General features: G+C 66.7%; 12 protein-coding genes and 2 pseudogenes. 8 read left to right on the top strand and 6 right to left on the bottom strand.

What is annotated here, in order from left to right:
- Positions 1 to 90: 90 nt before the first annotated feature.
- Positions 91 to 1,371: a hypothetical protein gene (locus LMU33_RS28695; RefSeq protein WP_228623518.1), complete on the bottom strand. Its 1,281-nt coding sequence runs from the start codon at positions 1,369 to 1,371 to the stop codon at positions 91 to 93.
- Positions 1,372 to 2,141: 770 nt separating this feature from the next.
- On the opposite strand from LMU33_RS28695, the gene LMU33_RS28690 reads away from it, so the two are divergent.
- Both LMU33_RS28690 and LMU33_RS28685 read left to right on the top strand, forming a co-directional pair.
- The gene (locus tag LMU33_RS28690) at positions 2,142 to 5,579 is read left to right on the top strand and encodes an ATP-binding protein (protein WP_228623517.1); all 3,438 of its coding nucleotides are present in this window, start codon (positions 2,142 to 2,144) and stop codon (positions 5,577 to 5,579) included.
- A gap of 1,088 nt (positions 5,580 to 6,667) precedes the next feature.
- Positions 6,668 to 7,852 (top strand): S53 family peptidase, encoded by a 1,185-nt coding sequence (locus tag LMU33_RS28685; RefSeq protein WP_228623516.1) that lies wholly within the window; start codon positions 6,668 to 6,670, stop codon positions 7,850 to 7,852.
- Between the two features lie 140 nt (positions 7,853 to 7,992).
- Here LMU33_RS28685 and LMU33_RS28680 read toward each other — a convergent pair.
- Positions 7,993 to 8,136: pseudogene (locus tag LMU33_RS28680) on the bottom strand (tyrosine-type recombinase/integrase); the annotation flags it as partial.
- Between the two features lie 829 nt (positions 8,137 to 8,965).
- Between LMU33_RS28680 and LMU33_RS28675 the strand changes: the two are divergent.
- On the top strand, positions 8,966 to 9,589 hold the full coding sequence (locus tag LMU33_RS28675) for a DNA-binding transcriptional response regulator (protein WP_228623515.1): 624 nt from the start codon (positions 8,966 to 8,968) through the stop codon (positions 9,587 to 9,589).
- 323 nt (positions 9,590 to 9,912) lie between these two features.
- Here LMU33_RS28675 and LMU33_RS28670 read toward each other — a convergent pair whose 3' ends face one another.
- Entirely contained in the window at positions 9,913 to 10,437 is a 525-nt protein-coding gene (locus LMU33_RS28670) for a hypothetical protein (RefSeq protein ID WP_228623514.1), read from the bottom strand.
- A gap of 237 nt (positions 10,438 to 10,674) precedes the next feature.
- On the opposite strand from LMU33_RS28670, the pseudogene LMU33_RS28665 reads away from it, so the two are divergent.
- Positions 10,675 to 11,087 (top strand): annotated as a pseudogene (locus LMU33_RS28665) (Stk1 family PASTA domain-containing Ser/Thr kinase); the annotation flags it as partial.
- A gap of 69 nt (positions 11,088 to 11,156) precedes the next feature.
- Here LMU33_RS28665 and LMU33_RS28660 read toward each other — a convergent pair.
- Positions 11,157 to 11,600 (bottom strand): hypothetical protein, encoded by a 444-nt coding sequence (locus tag LMU33_RS28660; protein ID WP_228623513.1) that lies wholly within the window; start codon positions 11,598 to 11,600, stop codon positions 11,157 to 11,159.
- A gap of 547 nt (positions 11,601 to 12,147) precedes the next feature.
- Positions 12,148 to 13,194 (bottom strand): non-homologous end joining protein Ku, encoded by a 1,047-nt coding sequence (ku, locus tag LMU33_RS28655; protein ID WP_228623512.1) that lies wholly within the window; start codon positions 13,192 to 13,194, stop codon positions 12,148 to 12,150.
- Between the two features lie 141 nt (positions 13,195 to 13,335).
- Between ku and ligD the strand changes: the two genes are divergently transcribed.
- Positions 13,336 to 14,223, top strand: a complete 888-nt coding sequence (gene ligD, locus LMU33_RS28650; protein WP_228623511.1) for a non-homologous end-joining DNA ligase — start codon at positions 13,336 to 13,338, stop codon at positions 14,221 to 14,223.
- Between the two features lie 43 nt (positions 14,224 to 14,266).
- Here the strand turns inward: ligD and LMU33_RS28645 are convergent, their stop codons facing one another.
- Positions 14,267 to 15,070: a nuclease-related domain-containing protein gene (locus LMU33_RS28645; protein WP_228623510.1), complete on the bottom strand. Its 804-nt coding sequence runs from the start codon at positions 15,068 to 15,070 to the stop codon at positions 14,267 to 14,269.
- Between the two features lie 100 nt (positions 15,071 to 15,170).
- On the opposite strand from LMU33_RS28645, the gene LMU33_RS28640 reads away from it, so the two are divergent.
- The 3 genes from LMU33_RS28640 (at position 15,171) to LMU33_RS28630 (ending at position 17,892) form a co-directional block, all read left to right on the top strand.
- A complete protein-coding gene (locus tag LMU33_RS28640) occupies positions 15,171 to 15,680 on the top strand; it encodes a protein-tyrosine phosphatase family protein (RefSeq protein ID WP_228623509.1) in 510 nt (169 codons plus the stop codon).
- Positions 15,681 to 15,883: 203 nt separating this feature from the next.
- Complete coding sequence (locus tag LMU33_RS28635) at positions 15,884 to 16,645, top strand: hypothetical protein (RefSeq protein WP_228623508.1); 762 nt, start codon at positions 15,884 to 15,886, stop codon at positions 16,643 to 16,645.
- On the top strand, positions 16,642 to 17,892 hold the full coding sequence (locus LMU33_RS28630; protein ID WP_228623507.1) for an ATP-binding protein: 1,251 nt from the start codon (positions 16,642 to 16,644) through the stop codon (positions 17,890 to 17,892). Before LMU33_RS28635 ends, LMU33_RS28630 begins: the two co-directional genes overlap by 4 nt.
- The last annotated feature ends 21 nt before the right edge of the window (positions 17,893 to 17,913 follow it).

Here is a 17,913-nt window from a genome sequence, read left to right as displayed (position 1 = left end):
CCGGCCAAGCCGGGTCGGGCTTCCATCCTGGCGGAGGAGTCCAGCCCTCGGGCGGCGTCGGCCACCCTGGCGGTGGGTTGAACCGCATCGTCACTTTCCTCGAACGCGGACGCCGCGACTGGTGTCTGCTGGTGCTAGGTCGAATGGCGACTTCGACATCGCGGCACCGAGGTGCTGCAAAGTGGCCTGCGGGACAACTCTTGCCAGATCGAACCCGTTGAAGGTCTCGCGGTCCGCAGCGACGACGGCAAGAGGAACGGTGGTCGGAAGGCCCGTGGCGGGGTCGATTGTATTGACGCCGACCGTCAGCGCGATCGAGTGGATTTTGCCAGCGTGGTCCGCCTCGAAGACTTCATGCAGACTGCGAACTGCAACCTGCCAGACCGCGTTCGCGTACCGCTCCTTCTTTTCGCGAATCGGCAGGGAAGTTGAGGTTATTTCGTCCTTCGCCTTCACGTACCGGTAGCCCTTCACTGAGGGTACGGCTGAGGGCTCTGGAACACTGACTGTAAGCGTGAGTTCTCGCGATGCGAGATTGAACGCATGCTCGTGTTCGACCCGGAAGACCTCGGGGTAGAGCGAGTTGGACAGGACGATGCCGACATATTCCTCGATGGCGGATTCGACATCGAAGGCAAGATCGTTGATGAGCTTGGTGAGCTCGGCGTTGTGAGCTGACGCCTCAGCCTCGCGCTTCTCGCATTCCTGCTTGTATTTCTCCTCGGCGGCAGATAGTAGCGCCACGCGCTTGGCTTCCTTCTTCTCGCGCTGGGCCACTGCCTTGACGTAGCGGTTGTGGAGAGCATCCCTGGAGAGCTCCCAGTCGCCATGCGCCTTCTCAAAAGCGGCCTTGGCCTCCTCGATGGCTCGTTGATGCCGCTTCTTCCCGCCAAGCACGGCTGAGAGTCCGCTGGGTGCAGTCGGCTCCTGATACACGGGCTCAGGGGCGTACTTCGGCTCCGCGACCTCGGGCGTAGGGACAGCCAGGCCACCAGGCTCGAACGGAGGATGCTGAACCTGCGAGATCTTCATTGATTCGAGATCGACGTAGTCGTCCATGTCCAGGGCCCAGGCGAGCAGACCGTCGATATCGTCGAGGTCGCTGGCCAGATCGGTGTTCATGGACTCGACCTCGGCGAGCCGGGACTCCACCTGGAGCCGTGCCGCCTCACGCTCCGCGGCCTTCTTCTCGGCGGCAGAGGCTCTTGCTGCCGCCGCCTGCGCGCGCTCGTGTGCCTTCCTGGCTCGTTCAGCTTCGCGCTGCGCTGCAAGGTGAGCACGATGGGCGACGGCCTCCTGCTGCCGTCGACGCTTCTCCGCCTGCTGTGCCTGGTAGTTCAGCTCCGCGAAGAAACCGCGACGTCTGCCCATGACGTCCCCCCAGAAGACCCGGTGCCTAGGACTCAACCCCTGTGCTTTTCACCGTAGCGATGATCACTGCTGCTGGAAAGTTGATCCAGGATTTAGGGCTGAGTCGCCGCAGGTCCCGGGCCCGTCCCTGGGTCAGGTGTTGTCCGCTGCCTTCGTGGTGCAGGCTGCCTCGGGGGAGACCGAACATCTCCACCACCACTGGCGGCCGGTGTTCCCCCGACCGGTCTCTGACAGCGCCCTGTGCCTCGCCCAGGTCGCATCCCGGGCGGAATGCGGCCCTGTATCGGCGCGCCACCCATCTCCATGGACGCAACCGCCCTCGACACCCTTCCGTCGCAGGTCATCATCGCAGCAAGCCATCCGAGGGTGGCCCTTGGGCGACGTAGGGCGCCATGGGGAGTGTCCCATGTGTCCGAGTGTCCGGTTAGAGCGCTGACCTGCATAAAAGGGTGGGACAGCGATGATTCGAAGGTGTCCCACCTGTCCTATCTGAGGATCGGGCTGCAACACTCCGGGGTGTTACAGCCCCCACGTTGTCGCTTCCCGCCGAGCCTCAGCAACCGGAGGTGACCTCCGGCCCCTCCCCCACGCGCGTTGTGTGAGCGAGTCGAGATCACGCGCCTGCGCGGCTGGCTAGCAGGTCAGGGCCATAGTCAACGATGTCCTGAGGACGCTCTCCTGAGCAGCTCGGATCAACTCTCGTGTCCGCGCTTGCAACCTGGGACCATGCCAGTGGCAGTGCATCTGCCGTTTCCGGGAGGGGAGAAGCGGTGGCAGTGCGCAAGATCTCGCGGCAAGAGCTGATCCGACAGCGGCGCCGGGACGGATTTGTAGGACGGCAGGGCGAGCTCGCGGCCCTCACAGACACCCTTAAGCGGCATCCCGATGCGGACGCCCCGTTCCTCTTCCACATTCACGGACCCGCCGGGGTCGGGAAGTCCACTCTGCTGCGCCGGATGGAGAGCGAAGCCCGAGAGCATCAAGCGATCACGGGGTACGTGGATGAGTCCGTGGCCGATGTGGTGGAAGCCATGGAGACCCTGAGCGCGCAGTGCTCTCAGCAAGGCATGGCGCTAAAGAGCTTCGACAAGGCCCTCGAGGTCTACCGCCAGCGTCGGCATGAGGTCGATGCCGCATCTGGTCTCGCGCCGGGGGCCCCGCCGACGACTGAAGAATCAGACGAAGGATCGAGATCAACTGCGCCGGCAACGTCACCAGGCAGTTTGATCGCCGCCCAGGTGGGACTAGTCGGCCTCGGAATGCTGCCGGGAGTCGGAGCCTTCACCGGCGCGATCGACCCCAACCAGGTGGCTGCCGGAGCAGACCGAATGAAGGCGATGCTCAGCGCCCGTTTCCGGAACCACAATGACATTCAGCTCGTCATGTCCCCGCTAAAAGTGCTCACTCCGGTGTTTCTCCAGGACCTGGCGGAGGTCGCGCAGCGTCGCCAGTGGGTGGTGCTGTTCTTCGACACCTACGAGCGCACCGGTCCGCTCCTAGACATATGGCTGCGAGACATCCTGACTTCCGAGCGGTACGGAGAACTCCCAGCAAACGTGTTGGTCGTGCTGGCCGGACAAAACCGGCTGGACACCCGCACCTGGGCCGACTGCTTCGACCTGGTCACCGACCTCCCGTTGGAGGTGTTCACCGAAGCTGAGGCACGCAGGTTCTTGACGTCTAAGGGCATCACCGACGAACGCACCGTGGAAGTGATCTTGCGGTTGTCCGGACGGCTGCCGGTGCTCCTGTCGACACTCGCCGAAGCACGGCCTGCCAGCGCCGAGGACGTCGGAGATCCAAGCGGCACCGCCGTGGAGCGGTTCTTGAAGTGGGAGTCCGATCCGGTCCGCCGTGCCACGGCGCTGGCTTGCGCCTTGCCTCAAGAACTCGACGAGGACATCTGCCGGATATCGGCAGGTGACGATGCCGCAGACCTGTTCACCTGGCTGCGCTCCCTCCCCTTCGTCACCGACCGTGCAGGTCGCTGCCATTACCACGACGTCGTTCGCGACACAATGTTGCGCCTACAGCGCCAGCAATCCCCAGCGCGCTGGAGGGACCAACACACCCGCCTCGTCATCGCCTTCCGAAACCAACGAACTCAGCTGGAGGAAGGTGCCCCGCCGGAGGATGGCTGGTGGGACAGCCAGGAATGGCGAAGTCTCCGCCTGCAAGAGACCTACCACCAGCTCTGCGCCGATCCCCACACGTTCCTCTCCCAGGCATTGCGCGAACTCCTCGACGCCTACGACCAGAGCACGGCCACCCTGCGTCGGTGGGTGAGAACACTCCTCCAGGCTGGCCGAGACGCCGACGCTGGTGAGGTCATTAACTGGGGCCAACAACTCCGCGCCGCGCTGGACCTGGATGATGGCCAGCACCCGGAGGGTACGGCTCTCTCTCTTCTCATCGCCCGTGCGCACCTCAGCCCTGATGGAAAGGCACTCGCCCATCTTCTCCGTGGAAGGGATCTCCGCAATGCCGAACGATTCAATGACGCTCTAATTCAATACAATAGTTCCATCGCTCTGAATTCGAATAACGCCCGCGCTTATTACGGTCGCGGTCTGACCTACCGATTGAGTGGTCGAGATGAGGAGGCGCTCGCCGACCTTAACCGCGCAGTCGAACTCGACCCCCAAGACGGATCGTACTTTGCGGAGCGCGGGGTCACGCACTTGCTCTTGGGCCGGCCTGGGGAATCACTCGCCGATATGAACCGCGCGGCCGAACTCTCCCCTGAGGACGTATGGGTCATCGCGCTGCGTGGCGTCGTCTATCGAGCCATGGACCGGTACGAGGAATCACTCACCGACCTCAACCACGCCATCGAACTCAAACCCGGCTACCAATGGGCCATCTACCAGCGCGGGGTCACCTACCGCCTCATGGACCGGTACGAGGAATCACTCACCGACCTCAACCACGCCATCGAACTCAAGCCCGACAACGATTCAGCCATCTGCCAGCGCGGGGTCACCTACCGCCTCATGGACCGGTACGAGGAATCACTCACCGACCTCAACCACGCCATCGAACTCGACCCCCAAGACAGTTCACACCACGCGGAACGCGGGGTCACCTACCGCCTCATGGAGCGATACGAGGAATCACTCACCGACCTCAACCACGCCATCGAACTCAAACCCGACAACGACTGGCCCATCTGCCAGCGCGGGGTCACCTACCGCCTCATGGACCGGTACGAGGAATCACTCACCGACCTCAACCACGCCATCGAACTCGACCCCCAAGACAGTTCACACCACGCGGAACGCGGGGTCACCTACCGCCTCATGGAGCGATACGAGGAATCACTCACCGACCTCAACCACGCCATCGAACTCAAACCCGACAACGACTGGGCCATCACCCAGCGCGGAATCACCTACCGCCTCATGGGCCGATACGAGGAATCACTCACCGACCTCAACCACGCCATCGAACTCGACCCCCAAGACAGTTGGTATTTAACTGAGCGCGGCATCATCTACCAAGACATGGGTCGGTACGAGGAATCACTCACAGACCTCACCCGCGCCATCGACCTCAAACCCAACTACGAATGGGCCATCGCCCAGCGCGGAATCACCTATCGCCTTATGAGTTGGTACGAGGAATCACTCACAGACCTCACCCGCGCCATCGAAGTCAAACCCGACTACGAATGGGCCATCGCCCATCGTGGAATGACCTATCGCCTCATGGGCCGATACGAGGAATCACTCACCGACCTCAACCACGCCATCGAACTCAAACCTCAAGACGCATGGAATCTCCACGAGCGCGCAGTCGCCCATCGCCTCGCGGGTCGACATGAGGAATCACTCACCGATCTAAACCGCGCTGCGGAACTAGAACCTCAAAACGGTTGGTGTTTTTACGAAAAAGGACTCATCCTGCATCTGCTAGCTGATCCAGGCTGGCATCGTGCATTTGCTCGGGCCATTCAGATCTTTAGTCGCGACGCTGCCGGTTTTGGACCCAGGGCGGTAAACGGGAAAGGGAATTTGTTTATTGCTTGTTGCGCCATGTCACGATGGGATGACGCAGATACACACCTAGCTGATTTTCTTAACAGCTTCACATCGAAAGAGGAAGTGAAAGCGGTTCTCACAGACTTGGATGAGCTGGTGAATGTGATCCCACCCCTCAGAGAGTGCGCATCAAGCTTCAGAGACCGGCTAAATGGCGCGCTCGCCTGACGAACGTGAATTTCACACGCCTGCATCCGCCTCCACCGGCCGAGCCGGATGCAGCGGCCCCACCTGCTCGGCGGACCAGAGGTGGGGCCCCTCGGTTATCTGCGGTGGCATCATCCTCAGTTGCGTGTGAGCGGCGTGTGAATGGGAGGCGGGCGCGTCCTTCACATCACGTACTCGCAGGACAGAGCTGCACGGATACTCCTCTTGGCCATGCTCTCCGGAGCCGTGTGCGCAGGTTCGAATCCTGCCGGGGGCACCCAGCATGAGGTGCCCAAAGACCCCGTCACCAGCGGAAACGCTGAGGCCGGGGTCTTCGCGTATGTGCAGCCGTATGCGGCCCGGAGCGGCCGCATGTCGGGGTCTGCGGACGAGGCGTGGACGGGATCTTGGAGCGTCCACCGAGATCAGCCGCCACATTCGACGGACCGTCAGCTGCGTCCGGCCGCCCCTCCGAGAGCCCCGACGCCATCAACCGCTCCGCTCGGCACCAAGTGGGCGCGTGGCGCCATGTCCGGCTCCAGCGGCACCCGATCCCGCTCAAGCGTCGCCCCCTCTCCGGAGGCCAGACCGTGACGTATCTCATGAAGCGGTCAGAGCGGAGCTAGCTCATAAAACCGACACAGCGGGCATCGAACCAGTCGCGACTGCGCAGGAGACGACCCAACACGTGAAGGTCCCGCTGCCACCTGGGCTGAAGTCATGCGACAGCCAGGCCGGCATGCACGCCCTCGATGGGTTGCCCAGACCGTGCGGGACGCGCTCGGCGTGGACATAGATGATCGAATCGGACGAAGTAGTGACAAGCCACACAGAGGCAATCCCTTGCCTCATGGACGGCCTCAGGGTGGGATCGCAGTCCACGGTCGAGCGTGGTCTAGTCCACTACGAGGAGCACATCTATGCGCAGGATTCATGTGCGGCGGCGCACTGCGGTCGCCGCAGCCTGGGTCACCAGCCTCACCAGTTTCGCCGCGATAACAGGGCTTTTGTCTGGTTCCGTCGCAGTCGCTGCACCCGTGCGACCGGCGCAAGAAGTCAAGCCCGTGCCGGCGGCCGGGCAGCAATCGCAGAGCGCGCCCGGCAGTCTGATGACCACTGCGCAGTGCCGGGCGGTGTGGGGGTTCGACTGCTACAACGCGCTCCAGTACCGCCAGGCGTACAACCTGAACCCGCTGTACAAGGCAGGAGTGACCGGCAAGGGACGCACGATCGTGATCGTGGATCCGTTCGGCTCGCCGACCATCCAGAAGGACCTGGATGTCTACAGCGCCCGGTTCGGCATGAAGAGCACCCATGTCGACGTGGTCAAGTGGGGCAACGTCCCGCGCTTCGACCCCAGCGACCCCGACCAGCTCGGCTGGGCCGGGGAGACCACCCTCGACGTTGAGATGGCGCATGCCGTCGCCCCGGACGCGCACATCGTCCTGGCGGAGACCGGGGTCGGCCGGATCGGGGACGGCACCACCGGCCTGCGAGAGGTAATGGACGCCGAGAAGTCGCTCATCGACCGCGGCGTAGGCGATGTGATCAGCCAGAGCTGGGGCGTGGCGGAGAACAACTTCCCCGGCTTCAGCAAGGGCGACTACTCCAGCATCCAGAACCTGCGGTACGCCTTCAAGGACGCGGCCAAGCACGGTGTGACCGTCACCGACGCTTCCGGCGACAGCGGACCCACCGACACCACCTCGAACGGCCAGACAACCTATCCGTACAGGGTCAACGCCTGGCCGACCGACGACCCCCTGGTGGTCTCGGTCGGCGGCACCCAGCTGCACCTGGACGCCAACGGCAACCGCATCGCGCCGGACAGCGTCTACAACGACCACGGCGCCAGCGGCGGCGGTCAGTCCCACGTCTTCGCCCGTCCCTCGTATCAGAACGGGGTGGCCGGCAATCACCGCAGTACCCCGGACGTCTCCATGTCCGCCGCGCTGAAGGGCGGCGGATGGGTGTACTCCAGCTACGACCCCAAGCGGGTCGGCTGGGAGGTCTACGTCGGCACCAGCGAGGCCAGCCCGCTCTTCGCAGGAATCGTGGCCCTGGCCGACCAGGTTGCCGGGCACCGGCTGGGGGACATCCACAAGGCGCTGTACTCGCTGTACGCGAAGTCCTCGTCGAACCCGTCCACCGGGATCGTGGACGTGAAGGACGGCACGAACAACAGCTACGCGGGCGTCACCGGCTACACCGCGGTAAAGGGCTACGACATGGCCACCGGTGTCGGAACGATCGACGCGGCCCGCTTCGTCCCGGCCCTGGCCAAGGCGGGCTGACCGCAACCTGTCCCCGAGGCGCGGACGCCCGGCGTACCACCGCACCCTGGGCGGTGGTACGCCGGGCCACGTTGACGCGCAGTACCAACGGCGAGGCCCCTGGACGCAATTCCAGGGGCCTCGAACTCGTTCAAGCGGATTCACTCGCACTCGCGAAGCAGGTCCTCGATACGCCGGTTGGCCACGTTCTGCCGACCGTCGAGGCACTTCGCGTACCGGGTCAACAGGATCTCAACGCTGTTGTCGGCGCGCTCGGCAACCTCGGTGGGATCCACTCCGGCATTCCTTCATATCTGAGGCGTGGGCCACGATCGAGATCAGCTCTGCGGCAGCCGTTGAGCCACTGCGGCAAGCAGCAACCGAGACAAAACACTCCCCAATGCCATGGGATCGTTCGCCTCGACCCGAGCCAGCGCTGGCCAATCCCCGCTGGTCCGACCGTCATTGACCCACACGAGCCCCACAGCACAACCAGGCCCCACACGATAAAGGTGACAGCCAAACCCTGAAGTGGAACCCCGACGGTCTTCAGGCGGAACCCGATGTCGCGACCAGGCCGGTAGACCCAAGCCGCCACAACATCCATAGACAACGAAGAGGTCATGCCAGTCGCGTGCCCGATCGTGCGGGGAGCCACGGGGAACACCGGGGAATCAACGGACCCGCCCATCTGGTGTAGGCGACTTCTGCCGCAGGTCAGGACGCAGCGAACTCTAGATCGCCTTAGCTTCCCAAGCTGAGGGCTCCGAACATCCCCTGAGCCGCCACCCACAGGCAGGCTGTCGCGGCTTGCTCTGGTTGACGGCACCGGCAGCGTGGCTGAGGGGCGTGCGGGTGCAGCGAGGCATGGGCGTGCCTGGTCGGTCAGCTGTCCCGCCGCTGTGGCTGACCGTCGTCATCTGGTACTCAGACGGACCGCTTTGAAAACCTTTGCTGACCGGCACAGGCACCAAGCCGATCGAGGCTGGGCCGCCGCCGGGCCGTCCCAGGCCGCTCAACGGTGGCCGACGACGACCCGTAGCAGTTGTCCAGGCCTAATCCGTCGGCTTTTTCCTTCCATCGGAGGGCGGGACGTGCATTTGAACTGTAGGCTGAGCGTTGTGGGAGGTCGGAGTGAGTGACGCAACTTTGAAAGAACTAATCCAATTAGTTCCCACCGCAATATGGGCGAGCGTAATTCTAACTGTGGCATTTATGTTTCGGTCCGCGATACGTGACCGCGTCCTGCCGCGGGTGACGAAATTTAGCGCCTTCGGTGTCGAGATTCAGGCGAGCGTGAAGGAGGAATTGGATCGGGCTGCCGAAGTTGCGCCAAGTGGCGGAGAGTTCGAACGGCAGCAAACGGCACGAAGAGCCGCGCGAGTGGGTAGTGTGGTGATGGGCGCTCGCCTATTACTCGTTAATGATATCCCGGCCGAGATGCGGACACCGATATCGATTTTCCGCTCCCTGGGTATCGCTGTAGACGTGGAAACATCGACAGGGAAAGCTCTCTCCAGGCTGGGCGCCAAAGGATATGACGTCGTAATCTCCGACATGCGTCGAGGGTCCGATCACAGTGCAGGGACCACTCTTCTTCGAGAGATGAGAAATCGAAACCATCTGCAACCTGTGATCTTCACGGTCGGTAGATATGAACCCGAGCGAGGCGTTCCGGCTTACGCGTTCGGGATCACCAACAGGATTGATGAAATGATCCATCTTGTATTCGATGCGCTTGAGCGAACGCGCGGGTGAAGCGTCTCTCAGTCCCCTGTGCAGCGGGGCCCGGCATAGCAACCAATCGACTGGCATCGCAGCAGATACCCGGCGTGCCACTGCCGTGCCAGATGCAGGGGTCCGCCACGGTTAATCAGGGCATCTAGAGAGCTCGACCGAACCAACTAGCTCGACCGGCAAAGCTGCAGGTCATCACCAAGATTTTCAACCCTCTCTCCTAAACTGGTTGTCCAGCCCGTTCACCGAGTCCACACCTGCTGAAACTCTTCGGCCGGGATGGCGTCCAGCGGATCCTCTTCAAATCCTGCGAGCAAGAGCGGCGTCTCCCAAGAGGGAGGCGATCAATCTTCGTTTCGAAGCTCGGGTTGGGCAACAATCCGCATGCGAGGCAGGAGCGGCCCGGCCATCTCCCCAAGTCGCACCGGATCCGACTCTAGGCTCACCTCCACCCCGTAGAACTCCGTCACCCCCTTGAAGCGCGAGTTCAGGACGGTGAGAGCAGTTACGTGTTCAGCCCGGAATGATGGCCCGCACCAGCTCTTTGATCCTGCGGCCACCCACACGATCACGTCTGCATCGGCCGCGCACGCATACACGACGATCTGCCCAAAATGACCGTGGTCCGTCGGACCGAACTGGTTCTCAATCACTACGCGTCGGCCGCGATCGTCACAAGCGATGACGTCCGCGCGGAAATCCCCGACGGGCACCTCGCGGCCCATGAAGGTTAGGTTCAGACCGAGTTGCTCGCCTAACCGTCCGAGATTGCTGATCACCCATGGCGTGAAGTGACCTACTTCTGTCGGCCACTGAGTCTTGGCGTCGGCGCTGAAACTACTGACCATCAGCTCGGAGAAGTCCGTCACCCGCCCAGCATGACGGATCCGCCGACACCCTGGAAGCCGCCTGCGCCCCCTTCCCGCGCCAAGGAGCGACGGGCAACAGAAGCGTCCGAGTCCTGAGCTGTGGACTTCCTGGTGCTGTACAGCAGCGGAGTACAGGAACCTCTCCGACCGCAGCCGACCTGAGACAGCCGCCAGCAGCCGAGCGACAACCCGTATGACTCCCGCTGGCCGATCTCCGTAGCGCTACGGATCAGAAGGGTTCGCCCGCTCTTCGTGGGCGACTCCCCGGTCGCGGTGGCCTACCAGCACGTCCGCGAGGAGCCGCAGCCGCCAAGCGACTTCGACCCCGGGATCACGCCCGAGATGGACGCGATCATCCTCAGGGCGCTGGTCAAGGACCCTGACTACCGCTACCAGTCGGCCGACGAGATGCATGCCGGCATCGAGGCCTGCCTCGACGGCCAGTCGGTCGCGCGGCCGCAGCGGTCATGGGTTCCGTCGGCTACGGCAGCTCTCCCGGCGACCAGCCGACGACCGCTCCGCGCACGCAGTCCAGGGCCGGCGCGGCGACAATGCTGGCGCCGATGGACCCGGACGACGGCGGCTTCGGCTACGACGAGCGCCCGAACCGCCGACGGCAGAAGAAGAACAAAGCGGCCTCCGAAGCCGTGTGGCGCAGGTTCGCGGCCTGCCCGAGGCACTCGCCTTCCGCGACGAACCTCTGAAACACCTCGGTGTGGCTACACAACCCCCAGCCCTCGCTTCGCCAGGCGTTTGAGGGCGCGGGAGAACTGGTCGACTGCGTCACCCAGTTCTTTGTGGAGGGCGCGTACGGATGCGTGGGCGTCTGGATCCAGTGTGTGGGCGCCGCGGGCCTGATGAGAGCGTATTTGGCCGTCGACCTGGTGGGCGTGGCTTCGCACGATCACCGGCTTCTCGAACAGCGCCAGCGGATCGGACGCCATGGAACACCACCTGGGGGCAGCACGCGGCAGGGTTGGCGCGATCCCCGTCCACCTGTCGGGCGGGGTTTCTCCTCCCAATGCCGGCATCAGCTGGATCCTTGCCTCGATGAACGGCGACGTGAAGGAGTGGAGTTCGGTTTGGAGGGGATCGAGTTGTGTAATGGTCGCGGCCTTGACGGTCCCGAGTGACGTATATCTGGCCCCCAGCGCGGTAGCCACGGCGCCCACTATCACGCCGCCAAGACCGATCCAGGCCACTGGAACTTCAGACTGGGCCACGGCTCCCCCTCAGCGCTCCCGTCACGCAGCCGTACCCATGGTGTCAGGGGCAGCGCGACCATGGAATACAGCGGAAACCCGGCGTCAGTTGCCAGTTGGCTCCCTGTCACCCTCCTCCTCCAGGGGTTTCGAGATCTTCGTCCAGCTGCATTCCGCCACCCCGGGATGCCGTACAGGCGCGGGTGGAGCAGCCGGACAGGAACGTACGGCTTCTTCGCCGGGATCAGGCGCAGGCCGGGGAGCCGACCGGCGCGGGGGCGCGAGCGGGACGGGCTGGTTCCATGGCCGGGAGGCGGCGGCTCGGCCGACGGTGGCCGTCAGCAGGGTGTGCCTGGCCGCCGTGGGCGGTCGGTCACGGCGGTCGTCGTCGTCACGCTCGCGGGGGTCGAGTCTGGTGCCCGACCGCCCTCGACTCGTGATCGGCTGCCGGTGGGCGCCTCGCGTCCGAGGGGGCGGGCCTTGGTCGGATGGTGGGCGGGGCTGGCCGTCATGCCGTCCGCTTGCGGGACGGCGTCTTCTTCGCTGCCGTTTTCTTCGCCGTGCTCTTCGTCGCCGTACTCTTCGCCGCCGCCGTCTTCTTCGCCCCCTGAGCCGTCTTGGACGCCGTCTTGGACGTCGACTTGCGCGCCGGCTCCGCCTTCTTCGCGGTGGTCGTCTTCTTCGCCGTGGACGTGGACTTCTTGCCGCCCGCTGCCTTGGGGGCGGCTCTGCGTGGCATGGGTCTGACCTCGGCCGGACCTCCGGAGCGCGCCGTCTCGCCGCGTGACTCGCGGGCCGCCCGGACGCTGTTCTCCAGTGCGGCCATCAGGTCCAGCACCTTGCCGCCGGCGGCCGGCTCCGGGGCCTCCGGTGGAGCCTCGCCGGAGGCCTTCGCGGCGATGACCTCCTCCAGGGCCTCCCGGTACTCGTCGTGCAGGTCTTCCAGGTCGACCTCGCCGAGGGTGTCCATCAGGGCGTCGGCGAGGTCGAGCTCCTTGTCGCGGATGGTGACGTGCGCGTCGGGGGCGACGCCCTCGGGGGCGCGGACCTCGTCGGGCCAGAGCAGGCCGTGCATGGCGATGGCGTCGCCGATCACCCGGAGCATGCCGAGGCGTTCGCGGCCGCGCAGGGCGTACTTCGCGATGGCCACCTTGTTGCTGCGTTTCAGGGCCTCGCGGAGCAGCGTGTACGGCTTCGCCGCGGGGGCCCCGCCGGCCGCCAGGTAGTACGCCGCGCCCATCTGGAGCGGGTCGATCCGGTCGCCCGGCACGAAGGCCACGATCTCGATCGTGCGGGCGGTCGGGATCGGCAGGTGGGAGAGGTCGTCGTCGGTGATCGGGATGATCGTGCCGTCCGCGTCCTCGTACGCCTTGCCGATCTCGGCCTGGCTGACCTCGCGCTCCTCCAGTTCGCACACCTTGCGGTAGCGGATGCGGCCGTTGTCCTCGGTGTGGATCTGGCGGAAGGAGATCGAGTGGCTCTCCGTGGCGTTCACCAGCTTGATCGGGATGCTGACGAGCCCGAAGGAGATGGCGCCGTTCCATATGGATCGCACGTGCCGCACCCTTCCTCTGCCGATGGGCAGGTTCATCGGTTCAACCGGTTCCGACCGTTGCCACACACCGTTGCCGCACACCGTTGCCACCGGTTCCGGCGATTCAACCGGTTTCAGCCCTTTTTCTGGGATTGTCATCGTATGACGCCTATCACTGAGGTGGAGGGGCGGCGGCTCGCGCTCAGCAATCTGGAGAAGGTGCTGTATCCGGAGACCGGCTTCACCAAGGCGGAGCTGGTCCACTACTACGCGACCAGCGCCGACGTGCTGCTGCCGCACCTGCGCGACCGGGCCGTGTCCTTCCTGCGCTATCCGGACGGGCCGGAGGGGCAGGTGTTCTTCACGAAGAACGTGCCGCCGGGTACGCCCGAGTGGGTCACCACCGCCGAGGTGCCGCGGTCCTCGGCGGACAGTCCGGCCCGGATGGTGGTCCTGCAGGATCTGGCGAGCCTGGTCTGGGCGGCGAACCTGGTCACCGAGTTCCACACCCATCAGTGGCGGGTGCAGGCCCCGGACGAGGCCGACCGGCTGGTCCTCGACCTCGACCCGGGCGCGCCGGCGACGATCGTCCACTGCTGCCAGGTGGCCCTGTGGCTGCGTGAGCGGCTCGCGGCGGACGGCATCGAGGCGTACCCGAAGACGGCCGGGTCGAAGGGGCTGCACCTGCTGGCCTGCGTCCGGGGCTCGTCCTCCGAGCGGACGAGCGAGTACGCGAAGGCGCTGGCCGTGGAGGCCGAGCGGGCGATGCCGCGGCTGGTGGTGCACCGGATGACGAAGAGCCTCAGGCCGGGGAAGGTGTTCGTCGACTGGAGCCAGAACGCGGCCCGCAAGACCACGGCCACGCCGTACACGCTGCGCGCCCGCCGGGCGCCGCTGGTGTCCGCGCCGGTGACCTGGGAGGAGGTCGCCGACTGCCGCGACCCGGGGCAGCTGGAGTTCCGGGCGGAGGACATCGCGCCGCGGCTGCAGGACCTCGGGGATCTCATGGCCGGACTGCTGGATCCGGAGGCGGCCGCGCCGCTTCCCTGAGCCACACGCGAGCTACACCCGACACACCCGGGCTACCCCCGAGCTACACCCTCCCCCACGTGTTCCGGTCCCGCGCCATCGCGTGCAGTGCCTCCACGTCCGCCGGTTTCAGCACCCCGCCGAGCCGGGCCAGGCCCGCCAGCTCGGTGTCCTTCAGGATGCGTGCCGAGCGTGGCGGGGCGGTCACCGTCACCTCGGCCGGGCCCGCCAGGGCCAGTACCGGGCGGACCTCGGCGGTCAGGGCGTAGGAGGCCCGGTCGGCGACGGAGCGCAGCCGGCGCAGCAGTGGCTCGGCCTCGCGGCGGCCCACGGCGACCATGGGGTCGGCGACCTGGACCCGGGCCTTGCGGGCGTAGAGGGCGTGTACGGCGAACAGGCCGCCGGGGCCGAGGAGCAGATGGTGGATGCGGTCGCCGCCGGGCAGGGATATGGAGTGCAGGGTGTGCCAGCCGGCGCCCTCCAGGTCGTCCAGGGCCGCCCCGACGGTCTCCTCGGCCATCAGGGCGCGCCGGCGCGGGTCCGGGCGCAGCCTGCGGGCGGGGCCGGGGTCGCGGTCGAGGGCGACGAGCAGGGCCTCGCCGGGGCGGTTGGGCGCCAGGTCGTCGTCGGGGTGGAGGGTCAGCCGGGCGAGTTCCGCGGGGGTCGGCACCGGCGGCGGGCCCACGGTGACCGGGCCGGTCAGGAACGGTTTCAGGGCCTGGAGTACGTCGTCCCTGGCGTCCTCGCCGAGCAGGTTGACCCGGCCCGTCTCACGGTCGTACCAGGCGACATTGCTTCCGTCCGGGCGGCAGACGAACAGCCGTTCCCGGCCGTGCCGATAGGCCGGCACCACGCGCAGTGTGCTCATGCGCCATCACCCCTCGACCATGGGAACAGGCGGGGTGCTCCCGGGGCAAGACCGGTTACCGTGGAGGGCGGCCCCGCGAGGGGGAGTTGGGGAGGCGCCGTTGCGGATCCGCGGAAAGCAGCCCGACGTACCGGTTCCGGAGAGCCCGTGGAACGAGATCGTGCCCGGCCTGTGGATGGGCGGGCACGAGTTCCGGGGCCGCTCGGGACGGCCGGAGCTCGCCGTCGTACGTGATGAGTTCGATGTGGTGCAGACGCTGCTGCGGCTGCCGGGGTACGGCCCGGATCCGGCGGTCGAGCACCATGTGTGGCCGATACCGGACGGCCCGCTGGACGGTACGCAGCTCGCCGGGGTGATCCGGCTGGCCCGGGCGGCGAACGAGGCGCTGGACGCCGGGCGCCGGGTGCTCGTGCGCTGTTACCACGGGTACAACCGCTCGGGCCTGGTCGTCGCGCACGCGCTGGCCCAGCGGGGGCATGCCCCGCCCGACGAGGTGATCCGGCTGATCCGGGCCCGGCGCTCGGCGTGGGCGCTGCACAACGAGCTGTTCGTGGAGTACCTGCGCGCGGGCCTGTCGACGGTGCGGCTGCTGGAGGAGCTGGCCGAGTAGCTCTTGCACCCGCCGAGCAGCCCGCCGAACACACCCTGCGCCCGCCGAGGAGCCTCCCTGTGCCCGCCGAGAAGCCCCGAGTAGCCTCTCCTCCAGCGTCACTCCCATGGACGCAAAAAGTACTTACATCGGAATTTACTCGTCTACGCATAGGGTGTACGGGGCCCGAGCGACCCCAGTGACCCCGACACCCCAGGAGCACCGTGCCAGCCCGCCGTCCCGCGCGCACCGCCCTCACCGCGGCCGCCGTCGCCCTGCTGTCGGTGACGGCGGTGGCCTGCGGGGACGCCGGCGGGCTGCGGAGCGCCGGCGGTACTCCGGCCGCCGTCAGCCCCGCCAAGCTCTGGCCGGACCTGCGCCCGGCGTCCAGCCCGGCGTACCCCTACGACGTGGCGACCAGGGCGGTCGTCAAGGGCATCACGGTCCCCGGCGACGACATCCGCAAGGTGGATCCGGTGCGCGTGGTCGAGGCCGAGATAAAGGCCCATCCGGACGACTACGGCTCGAAGGGGGCGTACCACGCGACCGTGGACCGGCTGAAGAACTGCCGGGCGGGCGGCGACGGGGCCGGGTGCCCGCTGCTGAAGCCGTACTACCGGGACCTCACCGGCGACGGCCGGGACGACATGACGCTCGGCTTCCGGCTCTACCCGACCAACCAGACGGGCGTGCGGGTCTACACCGTCGAGAAGCACAGACTGGTGCAGGTGCTGGCCGACAACGACGCGATCCTCGGCGTGGAGCTGGCCGGCCGGTCGCTGATCGAGCGTTCGCCGGCCGACATCTCCGGCTACGAGTACCGCACGACCTGGGTGTGGGACCCGGGGCAGCGGGCGATGGTGTTCTCCCGTGACGAGTACCTGCACACGGGCAACGGCCGGCACGCCAAGAAGCCCTCGCCCACGCCCTCGCCCACGCCCACCTCCTCTCCCTCGCCGGCTTCCTCCTCGGCGAGCGTGCGGTGAGGCTCGCGCTGCCCCGCTGGGCCGGGCCGCTCGCCGTGAAGGCGGCCGCGTTCATCACGGTGATGTGCTGTGCGCTGGCCGCGCTGCTCGGCGTCCTGGTGCACGTCTCCGTGACGAACCAGACCGTCGGCCAGGCCCGCAGCAGGGCCCTGTCCCGCCTCGCGGACGCCACCGAGGCGTACGAGGCCGGGGACACGCTGATGCCCAACGCCGGGGTGGACCCCCGGGGGCTGCCCGCGCCGCTGCGCGCCCTGGCGGCGGCCGGCGCGCGCGGCACCATGGTCTCCCAGCACGACGGACGCCCGACCATGTGGGCGGCGGGCCCGGTGGCCGGTCACCGGGCGCTCGCCGTGGCGGTCGACTATTCGCAGCAGTCCCGCACCATCAGCGGGCTCGACAACTCGATCCTGTGGTCGTCGGCGCTCGCGATCGGGGCGACGGTGCTGGTCGGCGTGTTCGCGGTGACCCGGGTGACCCGGCGGCTGCACGGCACGGCGCGGGTGGCGCGGCGGATCAGCGCGGGCGACCTGGACGCGCGCGTCGACGACCCCCGTACGAAGGATCCGTCCCGCCCGCAGGACGAGGTGGCCGCGGTGGCGGCGGCGCTGGACTCCATGGCGTCGAGCCTGCAGAGCAAGCTGCTGAGCGAGCAGCGGTTCACCGCGGACGTGGCGCACGAGCTGCGCACCCCGCTGACCGGGCTGCACGCGGCGGCGGAGCTGCTGCCTCCGGGGCGGCCGACGGAGCTGGTGCGGGACCGGGTCGCGGCGCTGCGCACCCTCACCGAGGACCTGCTGGAGATCTCCCGGCTGGACACCGGGCGGGAGAAGCCGGCGGTGGACACCGAGGAGCTGGGGGCGCTGGCCCGGCGGGTGGTACGGGCCTCGGGCACCGACACGGAGGTGCGGGTGCTGGCCGACGCCCGGGTGGAGACCGACCGGCGGCGGCTGGAGCGGGTGCTGGGGAATCTGGTGGCGAACGCGCACAAGCACGGGCGGGCGCCGGTGGTGCTCACCGTGAACGGGGCCGTGGTGACCGTACGGGATCACGGGGAGGGTTATCCCGAGTACCTGGTGGCTCATGGGCCGCAGCGGTTCCGTACCGAGGGCGGGGCGACCGGGCACGGGCTGGGGCTGACCATCGCCGTGGGGCAGGCGGAGGTGCTGGGGGCGCGGCTGTTCTTCGCCAACGCGGTGGACGGCGGGGCCGTCGCCACGCTGGTCCTGCCCGCGGTGGAGAGGCGGTAGAGGGCTCGGGGGCACCGATGG

It is taken from the genome of Streptomyces barringtoniae, from assembly GCF_020819595.1.
Taxonomy (GTDB): Bacteria; Actinomycetota; Actinomycetes; order Streptomycetales; family Streptomycetaceae; genus Streptomyces; species Streptomyces barringtoniae.
The sequence above is the reverse complement of the archived record's forward strand: the minus strand, read 5'-3'. Positions and strand labels throughout refer to the sequence as shown.

Bases quoted from the DNA above. Each gene is read 5' to 3' on its own strand.
- LMU33_RS28695 (WP_228623518.1), bottom strand. From the start codon at position 1,371: ATGGGCAGACGTCGCGGTTTCTTCGCGGAGCTGAACTACCAGGCACAG.
- LMU33_RS28685 (WP_228623516.1), top strand. From the start codon at position 6,668: ATGACCACTGCGCAGTGCCGGGCGGTGTGGGGGTTCGACTGCTACAAC.
- ligD (WP_228623511.1), top strand. From the start codon at position 13,336: ATGACGCCTATCACTGAGGTGGAGGGGCGGCGGCTCGCGCTCAGCAAT.
- LMU33_RS28645 (WP_228623510.1), bottom strand. From the start codon at position 15,070: ATGAGCACACTGCGCGTGGTGCCGGCCTATCGGCACGGCCGGGAACGG.